The sequence below is a fragment of the Micromonospora sp. GCM10011542 genome, assembly GCF_042650685.1.
Lineage (GTDB): Bacteria > Actinomycetota > Actinomycetes > Mycobacteriales > Micromonosporaceae > Micromonospora.
In genome coordinates this window covers 1-23,915 of record NZ_JBHSBO010000002.1, presented here as the reverse complement: position 1 = coordinate 23,915, position 23,915 = coordinate 1, and the positions used below count along the sequence as shown (strand labels likewise).

Below are 23,915 nucleotides of genomic sequence, written 5' to 3'. Positions count from 1 at the left end.
TTACCGCGTCCCATCGCAAACCTCCGTGATCAAGGTGTTGCGACGACCAGTTGAATCCGCCCTGACTGCCCGCATCGCTGTGATGCACGAGGCCCGCCCCGACCGGCTGCCCGGCGCGATCACGGCGCCACAGCCCCATGTCCAGGGCGGCCAGGACCAGCGGGGTTCGTTTGTTCGTCGCCGCGGACCAACCCACGATCGCCTTGGGTTAGACGTCGACGACGAACGCCACGTAGACGACGCCGGACCAGGCGGCCACATGGGTGAAGTCCGCGGCCCAGCACCGATTCGGCAGGGCGGCGGTGAAGTCCCGGTTGAGCAGGTCGCCGGCGCGTTCATGTCCAGGATCAGCGGTGGTGGTGCGGATCTTCTTGCCCCGCACGACGCCGGTCAGGCCGGCGTCACACATCAACCGCTCGACCGTGCACCGGGCCGTCGGATGCCCCTGGCGGCGCAGCTCGTGCCAGATTTTGCGGGCTCCGTAGACGCCGTAGTTCGCCGAGTGGATCTCGCGCATGAGTTCTGTCAGCTGCTGATCACGCACCTGCCGCTTCGACGGCGGACGCTTCTTGGCCGCCCAGTAGCCGCTCGGGGTGATCTGCAGCCCGTGCTGACGCAGCACGCGACAGATCGGCTCGACTCCGCCGAAGCGGCCCCGATGCTCGTCAACGAAGCTCACGAGCGTGTCGTAGGCCGGTCGAGCTCGGCCGCGAAGAAAGCCGACGCGGCCTTCAAGATCTCATTCGCCCGCCGCAACTCGGCGTTCTCCCGCCGCAGCCGCTTCAGCTCCGCCGACTCATCCGACGTCACCCCCGGCCGCTGCCCGTCGTCGACCTGCGCCTGACGGACCCACTTGCGCAACGTCTCGGCCGTGCCGATCCACAGCCGGCCCGCCACCGCCGTGATCGCCGCCCAGTCCGACTCGTAGTTCGGCCGCACCTCCGCGACCATCCGCACCGCCCGATCACGCAGCTCCTGCGGATACGGCTTCGTTCCTGCCATCTCTCGATCCTTCCCAAGCGGGGAAGTCTCTACAAGATCCGGGGCGGTTCAGTAGGGCAAGGGGTGGCTTTGTAGGCGCTACGCCCTTCCTAAACCGCGTGTTGTAGCTTCGGCCTCTAGCGGTTGCCGACGGGGGGCCTGAGTCCCCAACGCTGCCCTTCACGGACGCCCCTCACCTGCGACCACATCACATGCGTGTCGTGCATCAGGATCGACCACCCTTCCTGCGCTGTACGCGTCAGCTCCCCAACCCGAAACTGACCGAGCAGATGTGCGAGCAGCTGCGCCCTGCCGATACCGCCTTCCCCAGTGGAGAACGGTTCGACCAGGGACGGGCAAGCGAGGATCGGCAAGCGTCCGTACCCAGCCCAGTCGACATGCGTGTAGTCGACCATCTGCGCAGCCCAGGCTGTGTACTCACGGGTATCCCAGGAGTGCCGGCAGGCCAGCTTGAACTCGACGCCGAACGCGATATCCGGGTCACGCCAAAGCTCGCGGTCGCGGGGACGCAGGACCGCATCGATGCGGACAGTGCGGCCGCCACAGTGTCGCCCCGGCACCTCTTGTGCGATCGTGAACCACTGGGCGAGCTCGCCCAGTGCCCACGCCGAGAGTTCCTTCTCGCTGTTGTGAGCCGGGGTCGGCAGGCGCTTCTTGAACATGCTCAGCTACCTTCGTCCCTTCGCAGGTTCAGGGGGACTCCCCGTAACTCTCGCGCCACAGCCGGCACCCTAATCGTCGCCTCTGACAAGACTGACGCGGACGGGCTACGGAGCAGGACCGGCACCCTGCAGCTGTTGCCGCCCGCGGTCGTTGACAGCAGCGCTGACAGCAACCAGCCCGGACGAGGACAGCCGTCGGGCGCCTACCGTGAACAGTCGCCCGAGGTGGCGGACGTGGGCGGCCAGCGGCGGACGAACGGCACAGAGCTTGTAAGCGAGAAGTCTTCGACAACCGCTTTGCACGTGAGTCCGCCCAGGATCATGCTCTGCCCGTGGATCTGATCGTTCTTCAGCGAGACCCTCGCACGCTCGGCATGTGCTTCGGCAAGGACGTGGATGGCCAGCCTCGTCCGGTCACCGAGAGCTCCCTCCGCAACATTTTCGCTGGTCTTCCTCCCGTCGATCAGGCGCCCGAGGGTGTCCAGTCGCTCCTCCAGGCAGCGAGGGAAGCATGCGTAGGGTCGTTGGTGTCGTACAACCTGCTGCCCTTCGGCGTACTGGCTTCCCTGCATGCCGTCGAAGCAGCACTGCGAGCGAAGATCGAAATAGAAGGTGCCTCGGTCAACGGTAAGAACGGGCAACCGCTGACTTGGAAGGCGTTGTGGGACCGAGCTGTCTCGCTCAAGCTGGTCACGCCCGAGGACGAGGGAGACGAGGACATCGTGGAGACGGGCCGTCGCGTTCGAAACATGTTCTCTCACCCGAAGGCAAGCATGGTGATGCCCTACGCCATGGCGCTTCCGATGGTCGTAACCAGCCATCGAGTGGTGGCGAGGCTCTTCCCCTGACCAACGCACGGAGTTCGCCAGCCGGTCCCTGCCACCGCAGACGGGCCCGGTCGCCGTACAGCAGGGAAGTACAGCAACCCACGGCACCGTCACAGCCCTCGACCGGCCGGTCAATGCTCGCGACTTGCCTACCGGGCCGTCAGCGACCGCCTCGCCGGCAATCCATAGGTTCAGGACGACGACGGCGACCACCAGGCCGAGGCCCAAGGCAGCGATGAGACAGCAAGCCCACTGATCCAGGTGGGTACGAGGCAGCAGAGGACGCCTAGCGTCAGCTGCTCAACTGCACTGATCGGCAACGATCGGCACGAGCCGACGAAGTGTGTCCGGCTCCGACCTAGTGCGCCGGGGAGGGGGCCTCGGGGGAACGGCCGGCGGCGTGGCGGGCGTCGGCGAGGGCGACGGCGAGCAGGACGAGCGCGGCCACGACCGTAGCGCCCAGGGGCGGGGCGAAATACAGGGGGACGGCGGCGACCGCCAGGGCGGCGATGGCGACGACGCGGCGGATGGAAAGCCGGTCGAACACGACGCGTTCCAGACGGATGCGGCCGTAAAGGAACAGTGCTGGACCGCCGATGATCGCGACGAGCCACACCGGCTCGGGCCGGCCGTCCGGGTGTTTCAGCACGATCTCGAAGCCGACGGCGGCGGCGACGATGCCCATCACCATGACGAAGTGGGCAGTGCCGATGGCGCGACCGGCGGCTTCCCTGTCCCCCGCCGCGGCGACGGCTTCGGCGAGGACCTGGCCGGAGCGGTAGAAGTAGATGCGCCAGAGCAGCACCGTCGACAGGAACGCCACCACCAGCCCCACGGCGGTCGCCGCGGTGACCGGCTGGTTGGTCAGCGTGGCGCCGACGGCGAGCACGGTTTCCCCGAGGGCGATCATCAGGAACTGCTGGTAGCGCTCGGGCAGGTGGTGGCGGCTGTCCATGGCCCACGCACTGACCGGCGGCCGGGCCATCCCCGGTACCGGCCAGCGCAGCTGCGCGGCGACGATGTCAACGGTCACGGCGGCCCCCCACAGGGCGGCCCGGGCGCCGCCACTGACGGCCGCGCCGGCGAACCAGATCACCGCCGTGGCCGCAAACCACAGCACCGACCGGCGGTAAAGCTGCCGCAGGGGGTGTCCGCGCAGCGCCGGCATCAGGATGAGCGGCCGGCCGCACTGCAGGATCACATACGGCAGCACGAACGCCCACCCGCGACCGACGAACGCGTACGGCAGCGACGTCGACATGACCAGCAGCCCGAAGGCACTGGCCAGTACGATCCACTGGATCTTGCGGCGGCGGGGGTCGAACCAGCTGGTGATGTGCGCGGTCGTGATCCACAACCAGATCAGCGGCAGCGCCAGCACCGGCAGGTAAGCCATCGACCGCCACCGGACGACAACGTCTTCGCTGACGATGTCCCGCGCGACCCGGCTGACCACCCCGGCCAGGGCGAACACCAACACCAGGTCGATGAACAGTTCCAGGAAGTTGGCCTGCCGCACGTCGTCGCGACGTTGCAACAGGTCCTGACCCTGTCCACCGCCTTCCCGATGCCCCATACCGCTCATACTCGCCCGCACAACCCTGAATCACCGGGGGTTGGACGTCGTACACCCAGAGGGAAGCCACTCACCGGTGACACCCCCCCACCACTCCTGGCCCGACCACGATGCCCCGATCAGGGGACCGGCCCACCGTTGGATTTACGTCTGGGCGCCGGGGGCGACCTTTAGATCAGGATGATCGGGCGCCCTCCTGCCTTCGTCTCACTTGTCGTCTCGTTCGTTGGCGTGCGGGGGCGACCATAGACGAACGGCCTTCGAGTTGGCCTAGGTGGCGAACCGGCCCGATCAAGCGCGTATGGGGCCGAGCAGACTTGGAAAGCGTGTGGATGGGGCCCCCGGCAAAGGCGTGCTGGGCGCTAGCCGGCGACGTGATCTGGGTCTGCCATCAGTGGGAACTATTCATGCCCTCCGGACCAGAACGACCGGATTCGGGCACGCGCGGAAGCCGGTGCTTTCGAGCGGGTAAAGATGTCGCCGCCTTCCCAGTACAGGCAGTCAATGCCGTAGGTGTGAAGGAGTCGGATGTCCGCGGGCGCCGGTGCGGTGGGGAAGAGAGCGGTCAGGCGGTTGACCGGTTGAGCGGTGTGCGCGGCGTAGTTCAGTAGCTGCCCGAGAGCGTCACGGACGTGACGGCAACAGGCGGGGTAGGGGTCGCACTGGGCGGCACGGGATAACAGCCGGCGGCAGCAGCCGATGCGCCGCAACGGTGTTCGGGACGAAGGGTTCTAGCTCACCGACCCGTCGTCAGGCGCCGGCGGATGCGCCGCCCACTCCTTGGCCAAGTCGTCGATGATCCATCGCAGCGCCGACACGGCGCTGGAGTACCGGAGGTACCGAGGGTTCTGGTTGGACCTGGGCAACTGGTCCGCCTGATTCATGGCAGACAGCGTGCCTGGTAGAGATCTGGGCGGCAAGATCACCGGGCACAACGCGGGCACAAGTGACGCCGACAAGGGCTGTCAACCGCTGTAAGGCAGCGCGAGAATTCGCCGCGGTCAGGCGGCCGATTCGCCCGATTGCAATTGATCGAGGCTGCGCCAGAGGGATTCAGGGTTTAAGTCCCGCTTCGTCAGGTGGTGTGGCATGCCGGGCCGCCTCTACCCACTGGATGGGCTGAGTCGTGGCTTCCCAGCCAAGTCGGATTGCTCCGCGGCTGGGGGCCTCAGGCCGGCTTCCTGCCAATGGCGAATGAGTCTGACCCACCACTCGGGGTGTTCATAAGCAATTTGCCGTAGTACCGGACTGTGCTCGTGGAGAAATGTAGCGAAATCATGCCACCCCTCGTATTCCTTAACGGGCGGCATCAGATCAACGACCATGAGGCCGTAATCGAGGACGTCGCCAAGCAGTTCCGCCAGCAGCAGGAGTCTGGTCCCCTCCTCGGGATCTAGATCGAGCGGCACCTTGTTCGAGTAAAAATAGGGGCGGAGATTGGGCCTTTCAATGAGAATCGCCTGGATCTGGTGGAGGCGTTCAAGACCGTTGTACATGGCACCCAAGGCGGCAATTCCATTGCTGGTCTGCGTTTGTCTCGTGAGTTGACGAGTCTGGAACGCCACAAAAGCGAGCGATGCGACCACGCCTAGGGATGTGATCACGTCGGCTAGGGCGGAAATCAAAATGCCTCCTTCTCGCCTGCATAGCTGCATGATGTGGGCCTGCGCAGTACTCGGTGTCAGGTGTTCCTGGTCCTGACGAAAACCAGGCGACGTAGCCACTATTCGGCTTGTGGCACTTGCCCTTCAATCTCTGGCGCTCAGGCCTCCACTAGTGGTGCGTCTTTCTTCGCTCTTCCGCCGGTTCTGCTGGATCCGACTGTCGTGCGTCGGGTGACAGCCAAATCATTACCCAGACCTGGAATCCAGCGCCGCAGACTGCTGCAATAAGGCCGCCGAGATGCCAGCCAGGGACGGGCCACCGCAACGCGAAAACCTGAGCGACGGCAACCACCGAGAAGAGGACAGCCGTCCAGATGAACATGCGCGGCCGGCGGGGTGCCGAGTCCGTTCCGCGCCGACTTTGCGCCTGTATCATGCCGTACGTCAAGGTGATTGCGAGCGTGGCGAAAAGGAACATCGAGCATGAGCGCCAGACATTGCCATCGCTCATGACGCCATCCAGCGCAAATGGCAGGAGCGCTCCAACAACTGCAATCGAGGCGAGCGCCAGCATAAGAACGAATCCAACTCGTTCCGCCGGGGTGAGCCCCGCCGGTTCATGACGGAGAGACGTAATGACAGCGGCGAACCCAGGGATAGTCACGCCTATCTGAGCAATTGTTGACAGCGCCGCACCGATCTCTAGCACTGTGCCAGCCTCCTCGCTCAGTGTTAGCTCCCGCTGTCAACCCGCCCGTCATCCGTCAGCCGGTGGCAGATCGACGTCCATCCCGCATCCTGCTCGCTTCCGACGATGCTTGCGCTGTCGAAAACCCGACAGCCCGCACATCGGACGAAGCGGCCAAGAGGCGAGCATCTATGCCCCCGCCGCCATGATGGGCTAGAGGTCGGTTCCACCGAGCCATCGAACCGGCTCTCATTGACGGGGGGCGGCAGGTGGCAACCTGCCGCTAAGCTCTACCCCGATTCACGAGCAACGCGGAAGGGGACTGGCATGGGCAACCCGTCGTGGGGCCACGGCTACCATCAGGGCTTCGCCGATGGTGCCAAGACGGGCGGAGCGATCGGTGTCGGCGCGACGATCGTTGTGAGCCTCGTCGTCGCGGGAGCCGCCTTCGGGTACCGGAAGCTCGAGGCGAGAAGTCTCGCCAAGCGCGAGCAGGACCTTTCTGCCGAGGACTCGAACCCTGTCGCCGAGGAAGGCGCCGGCGACGAGCACAAAGCCGGCGAAGGCACCACAAGCGAATAGGCCGGAAGCTCGCTCCGATGCGTCTCCTTGACGGGTAGGCCGGCCTTGGCTCTGCTGGTCTCAGTCCTGGTCTCTTTCACCAGCGTACGAGGCGATCCGTCAGTGACCGGACCGGGCTTCCCGCCCTGCTCATGACCCTCACCAATTGTGGCTGAACGTCGTATCGCAGACCTCGAAAGCGTGTGAGGCGGTGAGTGTTCTCGAAGGCTTCGCTGGCGGGCGGGCGTCGGACGAGGACGCCGGACGGTCCGGGTCGACCGAGATGTAGCGGACGATCAACCCGCCAGGCAGTCTCGACGAAGTCTCGGGCGAAGAGGGTCCCGAAATGGCCAAAGATGGTCGACCGCGCGGACGATGGCGTGACCAACGCGAATTGTCGATCATGGCGAAGCCGCGCGGCCTCTGCGTGGCAAGTCACGTCGAGGAGTCCTGTTGTATCGTTCTCAGCTCGCCACAACCAGCGCCGTCGCAGCTCTGGCCCTCGCTCTGGCAGGCTGTGGCAACAGCCAGCCTCCAGCCGCTGCAGGGCCGTCGACGGTTGCGAGTGCCACGACGCCAGCCGCCCCCGTGAGCCCCAGCGAGAAGCCGGCGATGGGCGCCAAGGACGTGGTCGAGGCCCTCACCGCTGCTGGGCTTCCGCTGTCGAACATCGCCGAGCAGGACGAGAACACTGACCCCAATGACAAGCTCGGTCGCCCTGGGCAGTACACGTCCCGTGCCTCAGCGGACGTGCCGGGAGGCGACAAGGACGCCGAGAAGTACGGCATCGACCGCGGCCTGGTGGTCGAGGTGTTCGCGACGGCAGAGGACGCCGACGCCCGATCGACGTACATCCAAGACGCCCTGAAAGGCGCACAAATCCTCGGCACCGAGTACCACTATCGACCGGCGGACGGGCGGGTCCTGGTGCGGCTGACCGGGAAGGTGAAGCCGTCGCAGGCGAAGAAGTTCGAGGACGCAGTCGCAAAGTTGTGACCGCAGCCGGCGGACAGGTCCAGCCCGTCTCCCCGACGGGATCGCACCTGCTCGCACCTCTCGAAGATCGATAGCAGCGGTAACAGACATCCCATGAGAGCTGAGGTCGGCAGCGACGCCACCCTCCCGCCTTCGTCTCACTTGTCGTCTCGTTCGTGACCGTGCGGGCGCGACCGTAGACGAACGGCTGGTCGAGTTCGCCTTGGTAGCGAACCGACCCGGTCAAGCGCGTACGGGGACGAGCAGACTTGGAAAGCGTGCCTGGGGTGCTGCTAACGGGACGAAGAGCACTAGCTGTGAGCGGCGTCGGCCGAGCAGCCAATGGAGCAGCCAAGCCAGCGAGCATGAGCGGACGATCACGGACGCAGGCGGCCGGCCGACCAGCAGGAGAACCTGCTGGAGCAGGAGTACGGAACCGATTCGTCATGCGTAGGCCACGTCGAGGTAAGGGCGGCACGTGATCAGCGGCGACACTGTCCTGCCTCCTCGCCACCGCCCGCCCGATTCTGACCTGCCCGCGACGGTTGACAACCCTGGTTGTCGAGCGGACTCTGGAGTCGGAGGCCACTGACGAGGGAGCCGATCATGCGGGAGCTGACGTCTGACGAGCGGCAGGAACTACGGCGGGAACTGGGTGCTGTTGCCGCTGACTGGGCGCAGCGGCTGCACAACTCTGATGTGGATGTCCGGGGCGGCGCTGCCCAGGAGTCAAGCTCTGCGGAGCGGATGCGGGCTCACCTCGCGCGGATGGCGGCAGGTGAGCAGATGCGTCGCCTTCTCGCTGACCTCGTGTCCGCCAGTGCCGAGGAAGCGGTGCAGTGCGGTGCCGGCTATCCCGAGCTTGGCGCAGCGGTAGGCGCCAGTCGGCAGGCCGCGCGTAAACGATGGCCTGGCCTGTCGAAGAGGCGTGCCTCGGAGTGGAAGCAACCGCTCGGGGGCATCGGTTGGGCCAGCAGCCATCCGGGAGGCCCGGGACCGTTTTCGGGGACCTGAGGGGCTGGGCTTGACATCCGTGGCCGACATCAACGGTGGCGGCTGAGGCCGGACGAGCGTGGACGGCTGTCGGCTCTACGTCGAACCCATTGGACGTCAGCGGACGTTGCGACCTTTGCCGAAAGCGCCTTGTAAGCGAGAGGTCAGTCCGCAGGGGGCCCGCTCACGTACCCTTCCCGGACGGAACTCGATGATCTTCCGCGTGCTGAGTTCGCCTTTCCCGGGCCGCTGCGGGACAAGTTGGTGACAGCGATCCTGTCCGGCGCGAAGACCACCACCTCCGCCCTGCTGGTCGGCTATGAGCGCGCGAATGAGCCGCTGCCCGAGGCCGGCCAGCAATCGGCGGTGGTGGACTCCGATGATCGGCGGGTCGCGGTGATCGAGCTGACCGAGGTGCGGGTGGTCCGGCTCGCCGATGTCGACTTGCAACACGCCTTGGACGAGGGCGAGGGGGATGAGTCGGTGGCGCAGTGGCGGGCCGGGCACGAGGCGTTCTGGCACAGCGCGGAAGTGCGCGCGGAGCTGGGCGATCCAGGCTTCACCGTTGACGACGACACCCTGGTGGTGGCTGAGCGCTTCCGGCTAGTGCGCACCGGCTGAGCAGACTGGCTCGTGGCCTTCCATCTCGGATTGGAGTGAGGCGTCCGGGCTCGCCGAGCAGCCAAGTGAGCAGCCAAACCGGCGAGCAGCAGCGGACGATCGCGGACCCAGGCACCAGGTCGAGGAGGAGGACCAGGCAGTGGACCAGCGCCGGGGACTGACTCGTAATGCGCAGGTCAGCGGCCGATGCGGATGCGGTCGGCGGCGTACGTCTCGCGAGATCCGTCGGCACGGAAGATCACGATGACCGGAACGCCCTCGCCAATCTCCAGCTCGCGCCGCTCCGTTGGGGTGGGCATCCGGGCGGAGGCTGTGTCGCCCTTGAGAAGGGTCACCGTCTCGGTCGGCTCGTTGGCGCGGACGAACGTGCCGCGCGGCGGTTCCACGATGACGAGCCCTTCCGACCTAAGTAGCGCTATCGCCTGTCGGACACTCGTGCGGCTCAGCCCGTACTCCTGAGCCAGCCGCAACTCACTTGGTAGCGACGCGCCAGGCGCGAGATCGCCAGAAGTGATCCGGGCGCGCAGCAGGTCTGCAAGCTGCCGGAACACGGCGCGATCCGCGCTGGGGTCGATCACGAATGTGACGCTACGTGTCCAACAGTTCTACATCTTATTGTATCTACAGTCCTACGTCGTAACGGTGATATGGATAGGCGGACAGCTGGGTGCCTGGCCCTGGTTGACCGCTGTGCCATCAACTCATGTCTGGGGGATAGCAGTGCCGCGCGTCTCGTATGACGAGTACCTGATCGCCGTCGCCCTCACGCTTGCCCGGCGGCATCGGCCCGTCTGGTCATGGCAGCGGTGGCGGACCGTCTGCCGATGCGGAAGGGAGTTGCCCTGCCGCGCCAACCACCGCATCCCGATCAACCGGGGGCACTGGCCAAGCCAGGGCGGCCCGAGATGACGACTCACCACCCGATCGTGCCGGCCTGGACGTGCGGCGGCTGCGGCACCGAATGGCCATGCCAGACCCGCCGCCGCGAACTGCTGGCCGAGTACGACCGAGCCCCTATTTCACTCGCCCTCTACCTGGCCGCCCAACTCGTCGTTGCCGCCCAGGACATGGCCCACGTCCCCGCCGGCCACTTGCACTACCGATTCCTTGGCTGGACCCGATGAGCATCCTTCGGACCGGTGACGAGAAGTTCCACTACAGCGACGGCTCCCACAAGTGGATCCCACCGGACCCGGACTACGACCAGGAGGTCTGGGACGAGCAGGTCCACCAGCATAAGCAGGGACACCTGACGAACGAGCGCGCGAAGGTCCGCATCCTGCGCCTCGTGTGATGCCAGCAGTACAGCAGTGAAGTGCAGCAACCGTGCCAGCCGAACCGAGCCGAGAAGCGGCTCAGCAGGCCGGTTGACCTCGCATCAAGCCCGATCAGACTGGCTCGCCAAGAGTTCACACCGAAGAGGTCACTGGTTCGATCCCAGTATCGCCTACCATGAATATCTGCAGGTAGGAAGCTCGTTGCCGGAGTCGCCGGTAAGGAGCTTTTCTGCTATCGGCCCTTGCTTTGGAGCAGTTTGGGAGCAGGGCGCCGAGTAGCCCGACCGGCCGTACCCGACGGCTTTTTCGAGCAGGGCTGGGCGTGGGAACGGTGGGGTCTCGGGCTGGTAGGGAAGAAGCAAGATCGGCGCCTTTCCTTCATTATCCGTGGCTACATTGGACCCGCGCCGTTGGTGGCGCCGATGCTGGCCGTCTGGGGGCACTGAGCTATCCCGCACCCAAGGGGGACTGGTGCAGGCCGGGACGGACGGTGCGGTTGCGTTGGTCGGGCAGTGAGCACGGCCAGGCCGGCGCGGTGCTCACCCTCAGCCTGGCGTGGCAGGGGTGCCGTCGGGGATCGAGGCGCATCGCGGCAGTACCGTACGCGCCATGATCCGCAAGGCCATGATCGTAATGCCTCTTCTCGCGCTGCCTCTGACCGCTTGCACGGGCACCGCCGATAAGCCAAACGCCGCTGCGTCCGCGACATCTGCGGCTCCATCGGCCGTCGCGCCGTCAAGCGCGGCTGCCAGCGCGACCGCGCAGGCGCCTGATGGGCAGGAGGAGCTTCGCCAGGCGGTGTTGGCGTACTCGGACGCCTTCCTCGACGCGAAGCCCACCGTCGCGTACGACCTGTTCTCGGCCAGGTGCAAGGATCGCGTGACCCTCAGCGAGTTCACCGGCATGCTGACTGCGGCCAAGCAGATCTACGGCAAGGCGATGCCGCTCAAGACCTTCGATGCCCAAATCTCGGGGGATCTCGCTCGAGTGACCTACACGTACGACGTGCCTGCGCTGAACCAGACCAACGAGCCATGGGTGCGGGAAGACGGCAAGTGGAAGCAGGACGACTGCTAGACGAGTAAGTCCTAATGCTGGTCAGTGGTCGTAGGCGATCAGGGACCGGGTGACGGGTTGGCCGGTGCTGCGGTTGTGCCAGATGGCGGCGGTCAGGGCCAGGAGGCGTTGGGCGATGCGGGCGCTGACGCCTTCGATGCTGCGGCCGCCGTGTAGTTCCAGGTCGAGTTGGCCTTTGAGGGTGTGGTTGACCGACTCGATGAGCTGCCGGATCGGTTTGAGCAGGTGTTCGTCGGGTCGTGGAGTGCGGTTGCGGTATGACGGCCGCAGCAGCCGCACTCCGCGTTCGGCCAGCCAGCGGTCCAACTCGGCGGAGACGTATCCCTTGTCGGCGATGATCAGCCGGCCGGGACGGCCATCGAGCAGGTCCGGGTCGTGTTCCAGGATGGCGGTGAGGACCTGCCGTTCGTCGAGCTTGGGGTCGGCCAGGGCCCACGTGATCGGCAGCCCGGCCGGGGTGCAGATCAAGTGCAGGCGCAAGCCCCAGAACCAGCGTGAGTGTGAGGCGCAGTAGCTGTAGCCGGCCCAGCCGGCCAGCTGCGAGCGTTTGACCGTGGGTCGGGAACGGGCGCACTCGACTGGGGTGGAGTCGACCAGCCACACCCCGTCGGTCCACAGGTCGGTGTCCGCGGCCACCGCCCGGATCGCCTTCTTCAGCAGGGGCAGTGCCGCGCGTAGCCGCTTGTTGTAGCCGGACTGGCCCGGCAGGTAGGGAAACGCTCCGGGCAGATGCGCGGGGACGAACCGTAGCCAGCGGGCCTCGGAGCGCACCCCGAGCAGCACCTGCGCCACGGCCAGGGTCAGCAGCTCGGCGTCGGTCAGCTTTGGCGGCCGTCCGACGCGGGCAGGCCGCCCGAGCCAGTCGTCGATCTTCACGTACAGTGCGGTGAGAAGGGTGTTGATGTCTGTCGTCACAAACGGATCATCAACACCCTTCGCTGCGCCCGCAGCCCCGCCCAGGGTTAGGACTTACTCGTCTAGGAGACCAGCGGCGAGCGCCCACTCAAGGTGTCCCAGGAGGCCTATGGGCTACTCACAGCGGTCTTCGGAGCCTCGCCCGTTTGGCTCGGGGCGGTGCACGCGCAGATCCCGCCCGTGCCGATGTTCCAACGCCGACGTGATCTCCTACAGGCAGCCAGGCGGTCCGCGGCGGCCCTCTGCTGACGCCACAGCGGGGAGTGGCTGACCGCGGGCGGGCCGCACAGGTTGGCGATTCCTGACGTGGGTGTGTGAGCGCAGGGCGCAGGTGGCCCGAGGCGCTGCGGGCCGCGACATGATCAGCGCCTTCCTCGCTGGCTGGTTCGAGCGCTACTCGTGCCATTAGCCGGTTGGATTCGTTGTCGCGGATCTTCGCACGAGACGGCCTCTTTCGTACCCACGATGACGTGGGGGCGAATGATGAGACATGTTCACGGTCAGCATGGGCGGGACTGGAAGTGACTCCTGCCCGCCCGCGGGCCAGCGCGGCGGCGGCACGGGTGCTGTTACGGCCGGTCGCGCCGATGCTTTCGGCGCCGGTCGATGCGGTGCCGGAGGGCCCCGGCCTGGTGCACGAGCCGAAGTGGGACGGGTGGCGGGCGATCGCCTTCCGCGACACCGACGGGGTGTACCTGCAGTCGCGGGCCGGCCGGAACCTGAGCACCTACTTTCCGGACATCACCCGTGCGATCCGGACGGCGATCCCGCCAGGCGTGGTGCTCGACGGTGAGCTGATCGTCTGGGAGCGCGGCCGAACGAACTTCGCGCAGCTGCAGCGACGCGTGACCGCTGGCCGCGCCTTGCTGCGCCTGGCACGCGAGTGTCCCGCCCATTACGTGGTGTTCGATCTCCTCGCCGACGCCGGCGGGCAGGTGATCCTGGACCTGCCGCTGTCGCAGCGCCGGGCCCGCCTGGAGCAGCTGCTCGCCGCCGCGCCGGCGCAGCTCACCGTGACTCCCCAGACGGCCGACATGCGGCAGGTGACGGACTGGCTGGTGAACTGGACCGTCGCTGCGGGCATCGAGGGTGTGGTGAGCAAACGCTCGGGCGGCCGGTATGAGCCGGGCCGGCGTGGCTGGGCGAAGTTCCGGACCCGGATCGTCACGGAGGCCGTCGTCGGTGGGGTGACCGGCACCATCAGCCGTCCGGAAACGGTGCTGCTCGGCCGGTTCGACCGGCGGGGACGGCTGCGATACACCGGCCGCACCCATCCCCTGACCGGCAACCAGGCCGTCGAGCTGGCCGCGCTGCTCGCGCCGCCGCGGCTGCCGCGCCGCGGCGCCGTGGCCCACCCGTGGCCGGAGCCCCTGCCTGCGTCCTGGTCTGGTCAGCTGGAGCGGCCCGAGCCGCTGCGGTACGTGCAGGTGGAACCGACTGTGGTGGCGGAGATCGACGCCGACGTGGCGTTCGAGCACGGGCGGTGGCGCCACCGGGTGCGGTACGCCAAAGCCCGGCCCGACATGTCGGTCTACGACGTGCCGCTGCTCCTCGGTGACGGCGAAGACCCGTTCGGGACGCCGAGCGGCTGACGGGCGAAACCGGCGACAATCCCTGGCTTTTGGCATGCGCAACCTCAGCCGGCCAGGTTGAGGACGGCCGTGCTCGCCCTCGGCGACCGCTGGCCGTTGCTCTACGGCTGGGTGAAGCGGGCGACGACCGGGGCGTGGTCCGGCACGATGGCAGCCTCGCGGCTGCGGGTGGACACGCCGATGGAGGTGATGTCGTCGACGAGGGAGTCGATGCCGACCAGCCGCAGCTGCAGGTCGCGGGTGGCGAGGATGTGGTCGATCAGCTCCCCCCGCCCCTGGTAGATGCGGGAGTAGGCGCGCGCTGGTGGCAGGCGGCGTCCGAGGTTGTACAACCGCACCGCGTCGCCCTTGTCGGGGCGGTGGACGTCCCCGTCGGCGGGTCCTTCAAGCAGGACGGTGGTGACGGCGTCGGGTCCGTCGTTGAGGTCCCCGCACAGAATCGTCGGCATACCGGGCTGCCCGGTGACAGCGGATTCGGCGAGGACGTCGTTGAGGTGCACGCGCAGCGCGACGGCTTCGGCGGTGCGGCGCAGCAGGGCGTAGCCGGCGCCGCGGGCGCGTTCGTCCTCGCTGAGCGGGTAGCGCCGTCCGCCCGGGTAGATGAGCAACTTGCTCTTGAGGTGAGCGGTGACCAGCCGCAGGCCATACCCGCCGCAGTCGACGTGGACCTGAACCGCTCCGCGGCCCAGGTGCGTGAGCGTGTCGCCGTCGACGTCGGGGACCGCGGGCAGGCCGGCCTGCGGCAGCGCGGTGATCTGCGCTTCCTCGGTGAGCGTGTGCCGGGCGAGGACGGCGACGCGGATCCCACGACCATCCGGATGGGCGGAAACGACCGCCTGCCAGGGCTCGCCCAGGGCCGCGCGGAGATCGTCAGCGGCGGCCGGTGAGCCGATCTCTTGCAGGGCGACGACGTCGGCGCCGGTGCCGGAGATGAGCCCGGCCAGGTAGGTGAGCTTCGCGGCGTAGGTCTCCGCGGCCGAGGGGTCGGTGTCGTCGGGTCGGAACAGGTTTTCCACGTTCCACGTCATGACGATCAGGTCGTTGCCCACCGTCGCTCCCTGCATCCAGGTCCGCTACCAGCCTCAAGGCCGAACTGTAGGCCCGCGGGAAGCATCGACTGCCGCTGCGTCGCCATCTCGACACCCTCCGAGCAGACCAGCTGCACGAGGGCCGCGAGGTGCTGACGGCGCGGCGCGGGGGACCGGGTATTGAATGCGGTCTTCGCGCAAGCGCCTCCACCCCTTCACAAGGACGCCCTTCGATGGACATGATCGTTCGAGATGGTCGCTGTCCACCCGGTCGTTCAGGAGGCCCCCATGCGCGACAGTCAGATGTCCACCCGATCCTCTCTGCGGCGACGCATCGCCGCGGTGGCCGCCGCCGCGCTCGCCGGCGCGTGTCTCGTCGCCGTGAACGCGCAACCGGCCATGGCGACGCCGCCGGGAATCCCCTCGAAGTCGACGGCGCAGTCACAGCTCAACGCTCTGACGGTGGCAACGCAGGGCTCGACCACCGGCTATTCACGGGATCTGTTCCCGCACTGGATCACCATCAGCGGCACCTGCAACACCCGCGAACAGGTCCTCAAGCGCGACGGCACCTCCGTCGTCGTCGACAGCTCCTGCGCCGCCACCTCCGGCCGCTGGTACAGCCCCTACGACGGCGCCACCTGGTCGGCGGCCGCCGACGTCGACGTCGACCACGTCGTGCCCTTGGCCGAGGCCTGGCGCTCCGGCGCCAACTCCTGGACGACCAGCCGGCGGCAAAGCTTCGCCAACGACCTCACCCGTCCCCAGTTGATCGCGGTGACGGACAACGTCAACCAGGCCAAGGGCGACCAAGACCCGTCGACGTGGCAGCCGCCCCTGTCGTCGTACCGGTGCACCTACAGCAAGATGTGGATCACCGTGAAATACAGCTGGAGTCTCACCCTGCAGTCGTCGGAGAAGTCCGCGCTGCAGAGCATGCTCAACACCTGCAGCTCCTGACCCTGCGGTCCGCCGGCGGCCCCGCCCCACAGGACGGGATCGCCGGCCGGGCCGTGCCATCACTGGGGCGGCAGGGATGCCGCATCACCGATCTGCTCGCGCCACCTGCCGCCCGCGTCGGCGTCGAGGACACGCTGCACCAACGCCAGTGCCTCGGGCTCGCTGTCGAACTCCCACCGCAGCACCCGGCCTGTCTCGGCGTCGCCGGCACGGGCGACGACCTTCCACCGGACCTCGCGGGTCAGCCACACGTCCCGGCGACCCAGACGCCCCCAGATGCCGTTCCACCAGCGTCCCGTCACCTCCTGCACCAGCGCATCGTACAGGTGTTCTATGGGCTGTCGGTGAGGTGTGCTCGACTGAGGAGAAGCTCCGCCATCGGTCCTCGATTCTCACGCGGTCGTGGGAACAGCACGGCATGCAAGGGTGCTGAACGCTGGGTGGCCAACCGGCGGCTACCAACGTGTCGCGGCCAGGCGGCGGGAAGCGAACGCGGCCCGCTGCCCCGCGCACGCGGGCCCACGCCGCCCCAGCGAACGCCACATGCCGGCCGGCTACTGAACGCGGGTGACCAAACCGACCCACGGGTCGGCGAGCAGGAGGTCCAGTCGGCCGTCGCCGGTGATGTCGGCGGCCGCGAACCCGTACCTGCCGATGTCGGCGGCCGAGTACGGCTGGTAGATGACCTGGCGTCCCAGCCAGCCGTCCGGGCGTTGCAGTATCCCGCCGACACCGGCGAAGCCGGTGTGCGTGGTGAACACGTCCAGCAGGCTGTCACCGTTCATGTCGGCGAGGAGCACGCCCGCGGGGTTGTCCCGGGACGGATACACCCGCCACGTGCCGAGCGTTCCCGCGACGTCCCGCGTCAGTATCTCGAGGCGGCTGGAGGGGCTGTTTCCCCCGACGCTGACCACCAGGTCCGGGCGACCGTCGCCGTCGACGTCGCCCGCCGCGAACGAGCCGATGAACTGCCACGGATCCGGGGGTACGGCGTACTCGACCGGTGCCGAGAACTCCCGCGGCGCGAGCTGGGTGAGCACCGAGATCACATGATCGCGGAGGACAGCGACGTCCGGCCGGCTGTCTCCAGCGAGGTCCGCGACCACCACCTCGCCGTACTGTGGGAACAGGTTGACCGGTCCGCCGAACGCTCCGCCGCCGGTGCCGTAGCGCACCATCGCGCCCGCGGCCCCGGCGGCCACCAGATCGCGCACGCCGTCATCGTTGAGGTCGAGGACGCGGGCGGCGGTGACCGCGGTGCCGAACGACACCGGTGTCGGGGCGGCCAACCCCTGCGGGGTCTGCCGGTAGACGTCGACGCCGTTCCCGCCGGTCATCACCAGGTCCGCTCGGCTGTCGCCGTCGACGTCGGCGATGGTCGGCGTGAGGCCGCCCCCACTCGGCGACACGGCGTGGTACCGCGGCGGGGCCAGCGTGTGATCAGCCTGCTGGACGAACAGGTCGAACCCGGCCTCGTAGGACTGCTCCACGGTCCGTTGGCTGGTGACCACCACGTCGTTCAGGCCGTCACCGGTCAGGTCCCCGCTCGCCAGGGCTATCGCCTGCCCGCCCACCGCCCGCGCCTGCGCCGGCTGCAGCGTCAGCGACCCGTACGCCGGATGGGCGGAGGAGATGACCGGCCCGGACCCGCTGGCACCCGTCACGGGCAGCACATCGCCCTGGTACTGGGCCGAGAACGTCAGCGACTGCGTGCCCATCTGCACCACGTGCTCTGCCCGGCCGCCGCCCAGCTCCACCTGTTTGAGCCAGGAACCGTTGAGGTAGAAGTCCACCGGGCCGGTCGGTCGGGAGCCGTCGGCGTTGCGTACCTCGGCGCTGAGCAGGACCCACTGTCCCGGTTCGGCCCTGGCCGGGTACACCGTGAAGTCCATCCTCGTCGCCGGACCCGCATGCCCGGAGACGTTCACGGAGGTCCCGGTCGCCCCGTTGGGCGCCACGGCACGTACCGCGTACCCGTAATAGCTGCCGCTGACGACGTTCTCATCGCGATACGTGATCGCCGTGGTCGATCCGATGGCCGTCCACGTCCCATAGGGTGCGACCCGCAGGACCTCGTAACGGACCGCACCCGGCACCACCTCCCACCGCACGTCCATGGCAGATCCCGTGGCGTTGACGTGCACACCGGCAGGCGCGGTGAACGCGGTCACGGCGTTGGCCTCCGTCGAATCCGCGGACAGCTTCCTGCCGGATCCCGACTGGACCACATAGAAGTACCGGGTGGCCGGCGTGAGAGCGGCGTCGGTGAACGACGTCGTCGGGACCGTGCCGACCACGGAGTACGGGCCGCCGGACATGGTGGCGCGCAGCACGCGGTAGAACGAGGTCGATGCGGTCGAGTTCCACGAGATCACGATGGTGCTCGTGCCGGAGGCACGCGCGCTCACGCCGGACGGTGGCACCAGGGAACCGGCTGCCGCCGCCGATGGCGCGCACACCAGTGTCAGCATCGCGCTCATGAGCCCGGCCGCGGCCAGGGCAGCGGGCCGCCCGCCAGGGGAGGATCTGGATCCGATCATCAGTAGCCTCCCCGTGCCGTCATTCACCGAGTGTCTTGTTTGTACTCCCACCAAGGCCGGACGGCGAGTCGTGCCGCTGACGGTCGACGCCCCGCGCGGTGGACCTTCGGCTCGTGTGCCGGCTCGCGCCCCTCAGGGACCTGGGGATCTCAGCGCACCCGATGGCCGGCGCGGAACACGGCCCTGACGGCGCGGATGGCGGTGATGTCGGCGAGGGGATCGCCGTCCACGGCGAGCAGGTCGGCGTCGAAGCCGGGCGCCAGCCGCCCCTTGCGCTCGCCGACCCGGCACGCCTGTGCGGCCGACGAGGTCACCGCGCGCAGCGCTTCGACCGGCGGGAACCCGCAGTCGACCAACATCGCGGCGCCGTACGGGAGGACGTCGTGCGGCTTCGGCGGCCCGATGCCGGCGTCGCTGCCGCACACCACCGTGACGCCGGCGTCCCGCATCTGACGCAGGTTGGCCAGGAACCCACCGAGTCGAGCGGCTATCCGCGGCGGCGGTGCGGAGCCGGGAACGACCCCGAGGGTCGCCGAGACGACGATGCCGGCCCGAGCGATCGCCGCGATCAGGTCCGGGCGTGAGTCCACACCGTCGTCCGTCATGAACGAGCAGTGCTCGATCGTGTCGACGCCCGCGGCGACGGCGTGCTCGATTCCGGATACGCCGTGGGCGTGCACCGCCACGGGCAGTCCGTGGCGGTGAGCCTCCTCGACGGCCGCTCGCAACTCGTCCGGCCCGTACTGTGACTCATGCGAGAGCGATCCGGGCGTCATCTCGCCGCCGGTCGCCATCACCTTGATCACGTCGACGCCCCGCTCGGCGCGGACGCGTACCGCGGCCCGGACGCCGTCGACCCCGTCCGCCGCGCCGCCGAGGAACCAGCAGTGGCCCCGGCTGGTCGTGACGGGCGGGCCGGCCGCGAGGATCTGCGGACCAGCAGCGGGCTCGGCGACCAACTCGTCGCGGAGCCGCAACGCGAGATAGGCCCGGTCGCCCAGGTCCCGCACCGTCGTGATTCCCGCCGCCAAGCAGGTCCGCGCCGCGGCACGCATGCGACCGAGCAGCTCCTCGTCCGGCAGTCTCTCGATGGCGCCCACCGGGTCCGCGCTGGCGTCGAAGACCAGGTGCACGTGAGCGTCGACAAGGCCGGGCAGCAACGTCACACCGCCCAGATCGATCACCTCTGTCCCCGGAGGCGGCGCACCGCCGGCCCGCACGTCGACGACTCGCCCGTCGTCGACAAGCACCAGGGGCTGCTCGACCAGGACAGGACTGACCCCGTCGAAGGCGGCACCGCCACGAATCGCCAACATGTCGACCACCACCACGTCATCGACGGGCTTTCGGCCTACGCTCCGCTCAGCGGGTTCAGCCGGCGGTAATCAGCTAACCGTGCCAGGCCCGCTGCCGCCATCGGCCGGTCGTCCGAGCGGGGGTTGCGGGGCCCGGATGGCGCGGGTGTGCGTAATCATGAAGCGGTGATGCATCCTGCCGCGCTGCCCGTCGACTCCGGCGCCTTCTCGCTGGCCGTACCGCCGCTGTTCGCCGCGCTGGCGCCGGCGCGGAACATCCTCATCGCCGGCGCCGGCGGAGGGTTCCGACCCCGCCGATGCGGCGAGCCCCTGCCTCGGTGGTGATGACGGCGGTTGCCGTGGGCAGGATTGCCCGGCCCGCGTCGTCGAGGTCGTCGGCGTGATGGTCGTGACTGAGAAGTACCGCGTCGAGCGGTCCGAGTGCCGACGGCTGGACGGCGGGGCCGGCCTCCTTGCGGGAGGCCGTGCCCCAGCCGAACGAACGGCGGCGTCCGGGCGGATCGAAAGTGGGTCGGTGAGCAGACACCATCCGGCCGTCTCAATCAGCACGGTCCGCCGATGTGGGTCAGCCGGGCCTCACCGGGCGTGCCGCAGCGCCCAGTCGAGTGCCGTGTCGGCGATCTGTTCCCAGCCGGGCTCGGCGCAGGTCCAGTGCGATCGGCCGGGAAACTCGATGTAGTCGGTGATCGTGCCTTCGCCCTTGTAGTGGTGGGCGTTGGACTTGTTGACCGACGGCGGCATGGTGTGGTCGGACCCTCCGGCGATGAACAGCAGCGGCGCCCGGTCGGCGTTGCGGAAGTCGACCCAGGTCTCCTGCTTGCCGGGTGTGAGATTGGCCAGCAAACCGTGCCACACCCAGCTGCCGGGCGCCGGGATGGCGTACCGGTCGTAGGCGGCCTTCGAGTCCTCGGCCGACAGGGTGTTGGTGAACGCGTAGTGCCACTGTTCGGGTGTGAGACCCGCGGCCTGGTGGCGCTTGGCCGGGTTGTTGAGGATCGGGAACAGCGATTTGATCTGCGGCGGCGGCGTGACCCGGATGCCTTCCGGCGGTGCGGAGTCGATGACGACACCGGCGGCGCCGTGCCCGCGGTCGAGCAGCAGCTGGGTGAAGGTTCCGCCGAACGAGTGCCCGATGATGATTGGTTTCTCGTCCAGGTTGGTGATGACCTTCTCCAGGTGGGCGATGGTCTCCGGCACGGTGACTGTGGCGATCGGTGTCGGGTCGGCGCGCAGCGCCTCCACCTCGACGTCGAAGCCCGGGTACGCGGGCGTAAGCACCCGGTGGCCCTTGCTCTCGTAGTACGGGACCCAGTGTTCCCAGCTGCGCGGGGTGAGCCAGAGGCCGTGGATGAGGACGATGGTGCTCACTTGGGTATCCCTTCAGGGTTGGTACTACGAGACGTAGTAAATACTACGGGACGTCGTAGAGGAGCCGGCGGAGGGTCCCGAACTCCAGCAGGTCGCGGCCGAGCTGGTCCTTGTGCCTTTCGTGATGCCGTGCGGGGCATCCGGGTAGATGATCAACTGCGCGCCCTTGACCTGGGTCGTCGATCGTTGGCTGTACGCGACACGCGCGCCGGGCCGGGGCCCGCCGAGAGGGTGTAGCACCGGATTAGTCAGCCGCCTAGGGTTCCGCCTATCCGCTCACGGTCGTGCTCTTCGTGCTCTACCCGCTGTTCGACGTGGGCGCTGCCATCTACGACCTTCGCTCGTCGCGGACCACTGGCTCGCCGGCCCTGCTGTACGTGAACATAGCGGTCAGTCTGATCACCGCCGTCGGCGTGGGTGTCGCCTGCGCGTCCGGCATTCCGGCGGTGCTGAGGGTGTGGGGTGCCTGGGCGGTCGTCGCCGGCCTGGTTCAGCTGATCGTGGGTGTCACTCGTCGCAAGATGGGCGGGCAGTGGCCGATGATCATCAGCGGAGGCATCTCGGTGTTGGCCGGCGGGTCCTTCATCGCCGGTGCTTCAGCGGACAACCCGTCGCTGACCAACGCGGCCGGCTACGCCATCCCCGGCGCCATCTTCTTCCTCATTGCCGCCTTCCGCCTCGGCCGCAGCGCAAAGGGCAACTGACATGAGCGCCACCGAGTACGACGTCGTGGTGATTGGTGCGGGCCCGGTCGGGGAGAACGTCGCCGACCGGGCGGTGCAGGGCGGCCCGACCACCGTGATCGTCGAGCGCGAGCTGGTCGGCGGGGAGTGCTCGTATTGGGCGTGTATGCCGACCAAGGCTTTGCTGCGTAGTGCGTCCGCCTTGCGGGCGGCGCGGCAGGTGCCGGGTGCCCGCGAGGCCGTGACGGGCGAATTGGACGTGGCGGCCGTGCTGGGTCACCGGGACTCCTTCGTGTCGCGTGGAAAGGACGACGGGCAGGTGTCGTGGCTGCAGTCGGCCGGGATCGCGTTGTACCGAGGTCAGGGGCGGATTAGCGGCGCGACGCGTCGTCGAGGGGACCGGTGACGACGGTGTCACGACGAGGTTGACCGCGCGGCATGCGGTTGTCGTCGCGACGGGGAGCAGTACGCTGCTGTCGGAAGTCCCGGGTCTGCGAGGGAATCATGACGCGCACCACCCCACCGCGTCCGTTGGACGTGGTCTCGTTGTTTCCGGAACTGGCAGCGAGGGCCAGGACCGCCACCCGCCTTCATCCCCGCCCAGGAGACCCGACCGTGCATGACAGCTCGGTGGGCGGGCCTTTGCTGTGGCCGGTAGGCGAGGCCTGGCCGACATGCGGCGACAGGCACGAGCCGTACGAGTTGACGACGCTGGAGGACGTCCGCACGCGTCGACGCATCCTCGCCGCGGCGTGGCAACGGCCCAGGCCGCCGGGAACGAACCTGCTCACTCCCGATGAGAAGGTGGTCGTAGACCGCGTAGATGCCGGTTACGACCCGGCGCTGCTGCCGGTGGAGCCGCTGCCGCTCATCCCGCTGGCGCAGCTCTACGCCCGGGACGTCCCTGATCTGCCCTGTCCCGATGGCACGGACATGCTTCAGGTGCTGTGGTGCCCGTTCGACGAAATCATGGATGCGCGGTCGGCGGTGCACCTACGGTGGCGGCGGTCCACAAGCGTGCGGAACCTGCTGATGCACCCGCCCGAGCCGGCCTTCGTCGGCCAGGGCTATTACGTGCCGGAGCCTTGCGTTCTGGACCCAGAGCAGGTCATCGAGTACCCGGCTTATCACGAGCTGGATGACAAGCTGGCGGAACGCATCATCTCCCGAGAAAGGGAGCTCCTCCAGTCACCGGACGAGAAGCAACCGGGCTACAGGGGCGATCTGTCAATCGCTCCCGGTTGGAAGGTCGGGGGCTGGTCCGCCTTTTTTACCTTCCGGAGCCCGGCGGGCCCTGATGAGCTCCGGTGCTGCGGCGCTCCTCTGGAACCCCTTCTCACCATCCCCAGCGACGAATGGGACGGCGACAGCCGCAGCTGGCGTCCCATCGCCGAGGAGGACGAGTCCGTCGACCACACCCCGACCCAGGTGGAAATTGGTCGTGGCTACACACTCCAGGTCTACCGGTGCACCGCCTCGCAGGAGCATCCACCGGTCACCATCATGCAGTAACCGAGTCGATGCACTCTCATGGCCGCTGTCCGCGCGTTGGCGGCGCCCAGCCCACTGCGCTGCGCGGTCATGCCGATGAGCGCGCGCGCCGTATCGTGCTGGCCATGATCGAGACCGCTGCGCCGAGAACGCGCAACC

26 protein-coding genes are annotated in these 23,915 nt (G+C 68.0%); 13 read left to right on the top strand and 13 right to left on the bottom strand.

All coding sequences use genetic code 11. From position 1 onward, the window contains the following. Positions 1-208 precede the first annotated feature (208 nt). From ACFOW4_RS00545 to ACFOW4_RS00535, 3 genes are all read right to left on the bottom strand, one after another. Complete coding sequence (locus tag ACFOW4_RS00545) at positions 209-679, bottom strand: IS3 family transposase (RefSeq protein WP_377523445.1); 471 nt, start codon at positions 677-679, stop codon at positions 209-211. Further along, entirely contained in the window at positions 676-1,002 is a 327-nt protein-coding gene (locus tag ACFOW4_RS00540) for a transposase (protein WP_377523443.1), read from the bottom strand. The genes ACFOW4_RS00545 and ACFOW4_RS00540 overlap by 4 nt, the downstream gene beginning before the upstream one ends. Positions 1,003-1,118: 116 nt before the next feature. Further along, positions 1,119-1,664, bottom strand: a complete 546-nt coding sequence (locus ACFOW4_RS00535) for a hypothetical protein (RefSeq protein ID WP_377523442.1) — start codon at positions 1,662-1,664, stop codon at positions 1,119-1,121. 332 nt (positions 1,665-1,996) lie between these two features. Between ACFOW4_RS00535 and ACFOW4_RS00530 the strand changes: the two genes are divergently transcribed. Continuing rightward, positions 1,997-2,512 (top strand): hypothetical protein, encoded by a 516-nt coding sequence (locus ACFOW4_RS00530; RefSeq protein WP_377523440.1) that lies wholly within the window; start codon positions 1,997-1,999, stop codon positions 2,510-2,512. Between the two features lie 337 nt (positions 2,513-2,849). On the opposite strand, the gene ACFOW4_RS00525 is transcribed toward ACFOW4_RS00530, so the two are convergent. The 3 genes from ACFOW4_RS00525 to ACFOW4_RS00515 all read right to left on the bottom strand — a co-directional run bounded on the left by ACFOW4_RS00525 (position 2,850) and on the right by ACFOW4_RS00515 (position 6,380). Then, positions 2,850-4,067 carry a low temperature requirement protein A gene (locus ACFOW4_RS00525; protein ID WP_377523439.1) on the bottom strand — a complete coding sequence of 406 codons (1,218 nt, stop codon included), beginning with the start codon at positions 4,065-4,067 and terminating at the stop codon, positions 2,850-2,852. Between the two features lie 1,103 nt (positions 4,068-5,170). After that, positions 5,171-5,653: a hypothetical protein gene (locus ACFOW4_RS00520; RefSeq protein WP_377523437.1), complete on the bottom strand. Its 483-nt coding sequence runs from the start codon at positions 5,651-5,653 to the stop codon at positions 5,171-5,173. Positions 5,654-5,840: 187 nt separating this feature from the next. Next, positions 5,841-6,380 carry a hypothetical protein gene (locus tag ACFOW4_RS00515; RefSeq protein WP_377523435.1) on the bottom strand — a complete coding sequence of 180 codons (540 nt, stop codon included), beginning with the start codon at positions 6,378-6,380 and terminating at the stop codon, positions 5,841-5,843. Positions 6,381-6,686: 306 nt separating this feature from the next. On the opposite strand from ACFOW4_RS00515, the gene ACFOW4_RS00510 reads away from it, so the two are divergent. The 3 genes from ACFOW4_RS00510 (at position 6,687) to ACFOW4_RS00500 (ending at position 9,509) form a co-directional block, all read left to right on the top strand. After that, positions 6,687-6,941, top strand: a complete 255-nt coding sequence (locus ACFOW4_RS00510) for a hypothetical protein (RefSeq protein ID WP_377523433.1) — start codon at positions 6,687-6,689, stop codon at positions 6,939-6,941. 591 nt (positions 6,942-7,532) lie between these two features. Continuing rightward, positions 7,533-7,916, top strand: a complete 384-nt coding sequence (locus ACFOW4_RS00505) for a hypothetical protein (RefSeq protein ID WP_377523432.1) — start codon at positions 7,533-7,535, stop codon at positions 7,914-7,916. Positions 7,917-9,149: 1,233 nt separating this feature from the next. Further along, positions 9,150-9,509 (top strand): ASCH domain-containing protein, encoded by a 360-nt coding sequence (locus ACFOW4_RS00500; protein WP_377523430.1) that lies wholly within the window; start codon positions 9,150-9,152, stop codon positions 9,507-9,509. Between the two features lie 176 nt (positions 9,510-9,685). Here the strand turns inward: ACFOW4_RS00500 and ACFOW4_RS00495 are convergent, their stop codons facing one another. Beyond that, on the bottom strand, positions 9,686-10,087 hold the full coding sequence (locus tag ACFOW4_RS00495) for a GntR family transcriptional regulator (RefSeq protein ID WP_377523429.1): 402 nt from the start codon (positions 10,085-10,087) through the stop codon (positions 9,686-9,688). Between the two features lie 327 nt (positions 10,088-10,414). Here ACFOW4_RS00495 and ACFOW4_RS00490 point away from each other — a divergent pair, with 327 nt between their 5' ends. From ACFOW4_RS00490 to ACFOW4_RS00480, 3 genes are all read left to right on the top strand, one after another. Continuing rightward, positions 10,415-10,633, top strand: a complete 219-nt coding sequence (locus tag ACFOW4_RS00490; RefSeq protein WP_377523427.1) for a flavin reductase — start codon at positions 10,415-10,417, stop codon at positions 10,631-10,633. Next, positions 10,630-10,803 carry a hypothetical protein gene (locus ACFOW4_RS00485; protein ID WP_377523426.1) on the top strand — a complete coding sequence of 58 codons (174 nt, stop codon included), beginning with the start codon at positions 10,630-10,632 and terminating at the stop codon, positions 10,801-10,803. The genes ACFOW4_RS00490 and ACFOW4_RS00485 overlap by 4 nt, the downstream gene beginning before the upstream one ends. Positions 10,804-11,395: 592 nt before the next feature. Next, entirely contained in the window at positions 11,396-11,863 is a 468-nt protein-coding gene (locus tag ACFOW4_RS00480; RefSeq protein ID WP_377523425.1) for a hypothetical protein, read from the top strand. A gap of 21 nt (positions 11,864-11,884) precedes the next feature. On the opposite strand, the gene ACFOW4_RS00475 is transcribed toward ACFOW4_RS00480, so the two are convergent. After that, positions 11,885-12,778 carry an IS982 family transposase gene (locus ACFOW4_RS00475; RefSeq protein ID WP_377523423.1) on the bottom strand — a complete coding sequence of 298 codons (894 nt, stop codon included), beginning with the start codon at positions 12,776-12,778 and terminating at the stop codon, positions 11,885-11,887. A 521-nt stretch (positions 12,779-13,299) separates the two neighbouring features. On the opposite strand from ACFOW4_RS00475, the gene ACFOW4_RS00470 reads away from it, so the two are divergent. After that, positions 13,300-14,370, top strand: coding sequence for an ATP-dependent DNA ligase (locus ACFOW4_RS00470; RefSeq protein WP_377523422.1), 1,071 nt, complete (start codon positions 13,300-13,302; stop codon positions 14,368-14,370). 101 nt (positions 14,371-14,471) lie between these two features. On the opposite strand, the gene ACFOW4_RS00465 is transcribed toward ACFOW4_RS00470, so the two are convergent. Next, positions 14,472-15,419, bottom strand: coding sequence for an endonuclease/exonuclease/phosphatase family protein (locus ACFOW4_RS00465; protein WP_377523420.1), 948 nt, complete (start codon positions 15,417-15,419; stop codon positions 14,472-14,474). A gap of 282 nt (positions 15,420-15,701) precedes the next feature. On the opposite strand from ACFOW4_RS00465, the gene ACFOW4_RS00460 reads away from it, so the two are divergent. Beyond that, positions 15,702-16,358, top strand: a complete 657-nt coding sequence (locus tag ACFOW4_RS00460) for a DUF1524 domain-containing protein (protein ID WP_377523446.1) — start codon at positions 15,702-15,704, stop codon at positions 16,356-16,358. 59 nt (positions 16,359-16,417) lie between these two features. Here the strand turns inward: ACFOW4_RS00460 and ACFOW4_RS00455 are convergent, their stop codons facing one another. From ACFOW4_RS00455 to ACFOW4_RS00445, 3 genes are all read right to left on the bottom strand, one after another. Next, complete coding sequence (locus tag ACFOW4_RS00455; RefSeq protein WP_377523419.1) at positions 16,418-16,669, bottom strand: hypothetical protein; 252 nt, start codon at positions 16,667-16,669, stop codon at positions 16,418-16,420. Between the two features lie 243 nt (positions 16,670-16,912). Continuing rightward, complete coding sequence (locus ACFOW4_RS00450; RefSeq protein ID WP_377523417.1) at positions 16,913-18,766, bottom strand: FG-GAP-like repeat-containing protein; 1,854 nt, start codon at positions 18,764-18,766, stop codon at positions 16,913-16,915. Positions 18,767-19,047: 281 nt separating this feature from the next. After that, positions 19,048-20,214 carry an amidohydrolase family protein gene (locus ACFOW4_RS00445; RefSeq protein WP_377523416.1) on the bottom strand — a complete coding sequence of 389 codons (1,167 nt, stop codon included), beginning with the start codon at positions 20,212-20,214 and terminating at the stop codon, positions 19,048-19,050. A 165-nt stretch (positions 20,215-20,379) separates the two neighbouring features. Between ACFOW4_RS00445 and ACFOW4_RS00440 the strand changes: the two genes are divergently transcribed. Then, positions 20,380-20,538, top strand: coding sequence for a hypothetical protein (locus tag ACFOW4_RS00440; RefSeq protein WP_377523414.1), 159 nt, complete (start codon positions 20,380-20,382; stop codon positions 20,536-20,538). 252 nt (positions 20,539-20,790) lie between these two features. On the opposite strand, the gene ACFOW4_RS00435 is transcribed toward ACFOW4_RS00440, so the two are convergent. Continuing rightward, positions 20,791-21,582 (bottom strand): alpha/beta hydrolase, encoded by a 792-nt coding sequence (locus ACFOW4_RS00435; RefSeq protein WP_377523412.1) that lies wholly within the window; start codon positions 21,580-21,582, stop codon positions 20,791-20,793. A 284-nt stretch (positions 21,583-21,866) separates the two neighbouring features. On the opposite strand from ACFOW4_RS00435, the gene ACFOW4_RS00430 reads away from it, so the two are divergent. The 3 genes from ACFOW4_RS00430 to ACFOW4_RS00420 all read left to right on the top strand — a co-directional run bounded on the left by ACFOW4_RS00430 (position 21,867) and on the right by ACFOW4_RS00420 (position 23,777). Continuing rightward, a complete protein-coding gene (locus ACFOW4_RS00430) occupies positions 21,867-22,286 on the top strand; it encodes a hypothetical protein (RefSeq protein WP_377523410.1) in 420 nt (139 codons plus the stop codon). Between the two features lies 1 nt (position 22,287). Further along, positions 22,288-22,671: an FAD-dependent oxidoreductase gene (locus ACFOW4_RS00425; protein WP_377523409.1), complete on the top strand. Its 384-nt coding sequence runs from the start codon at positions 22,288-22,290 to the stop codon at positions 22,669-22,671. A gap of 209 nt (positions 22,672-22,880) precedes the next feature. Then, positions 22,881-23,777, top strand: a complete 897-nt coding sequence (locus tag ACFOW4_RS00420) for a hypothetical protein (RefSeq protein WP_377523407.1) — start codon at positions 22,881-22,883, stop codon at positions 23,775-23,777. Positions 23,778-23,915 lie beyond the last annotated feature (138 nt).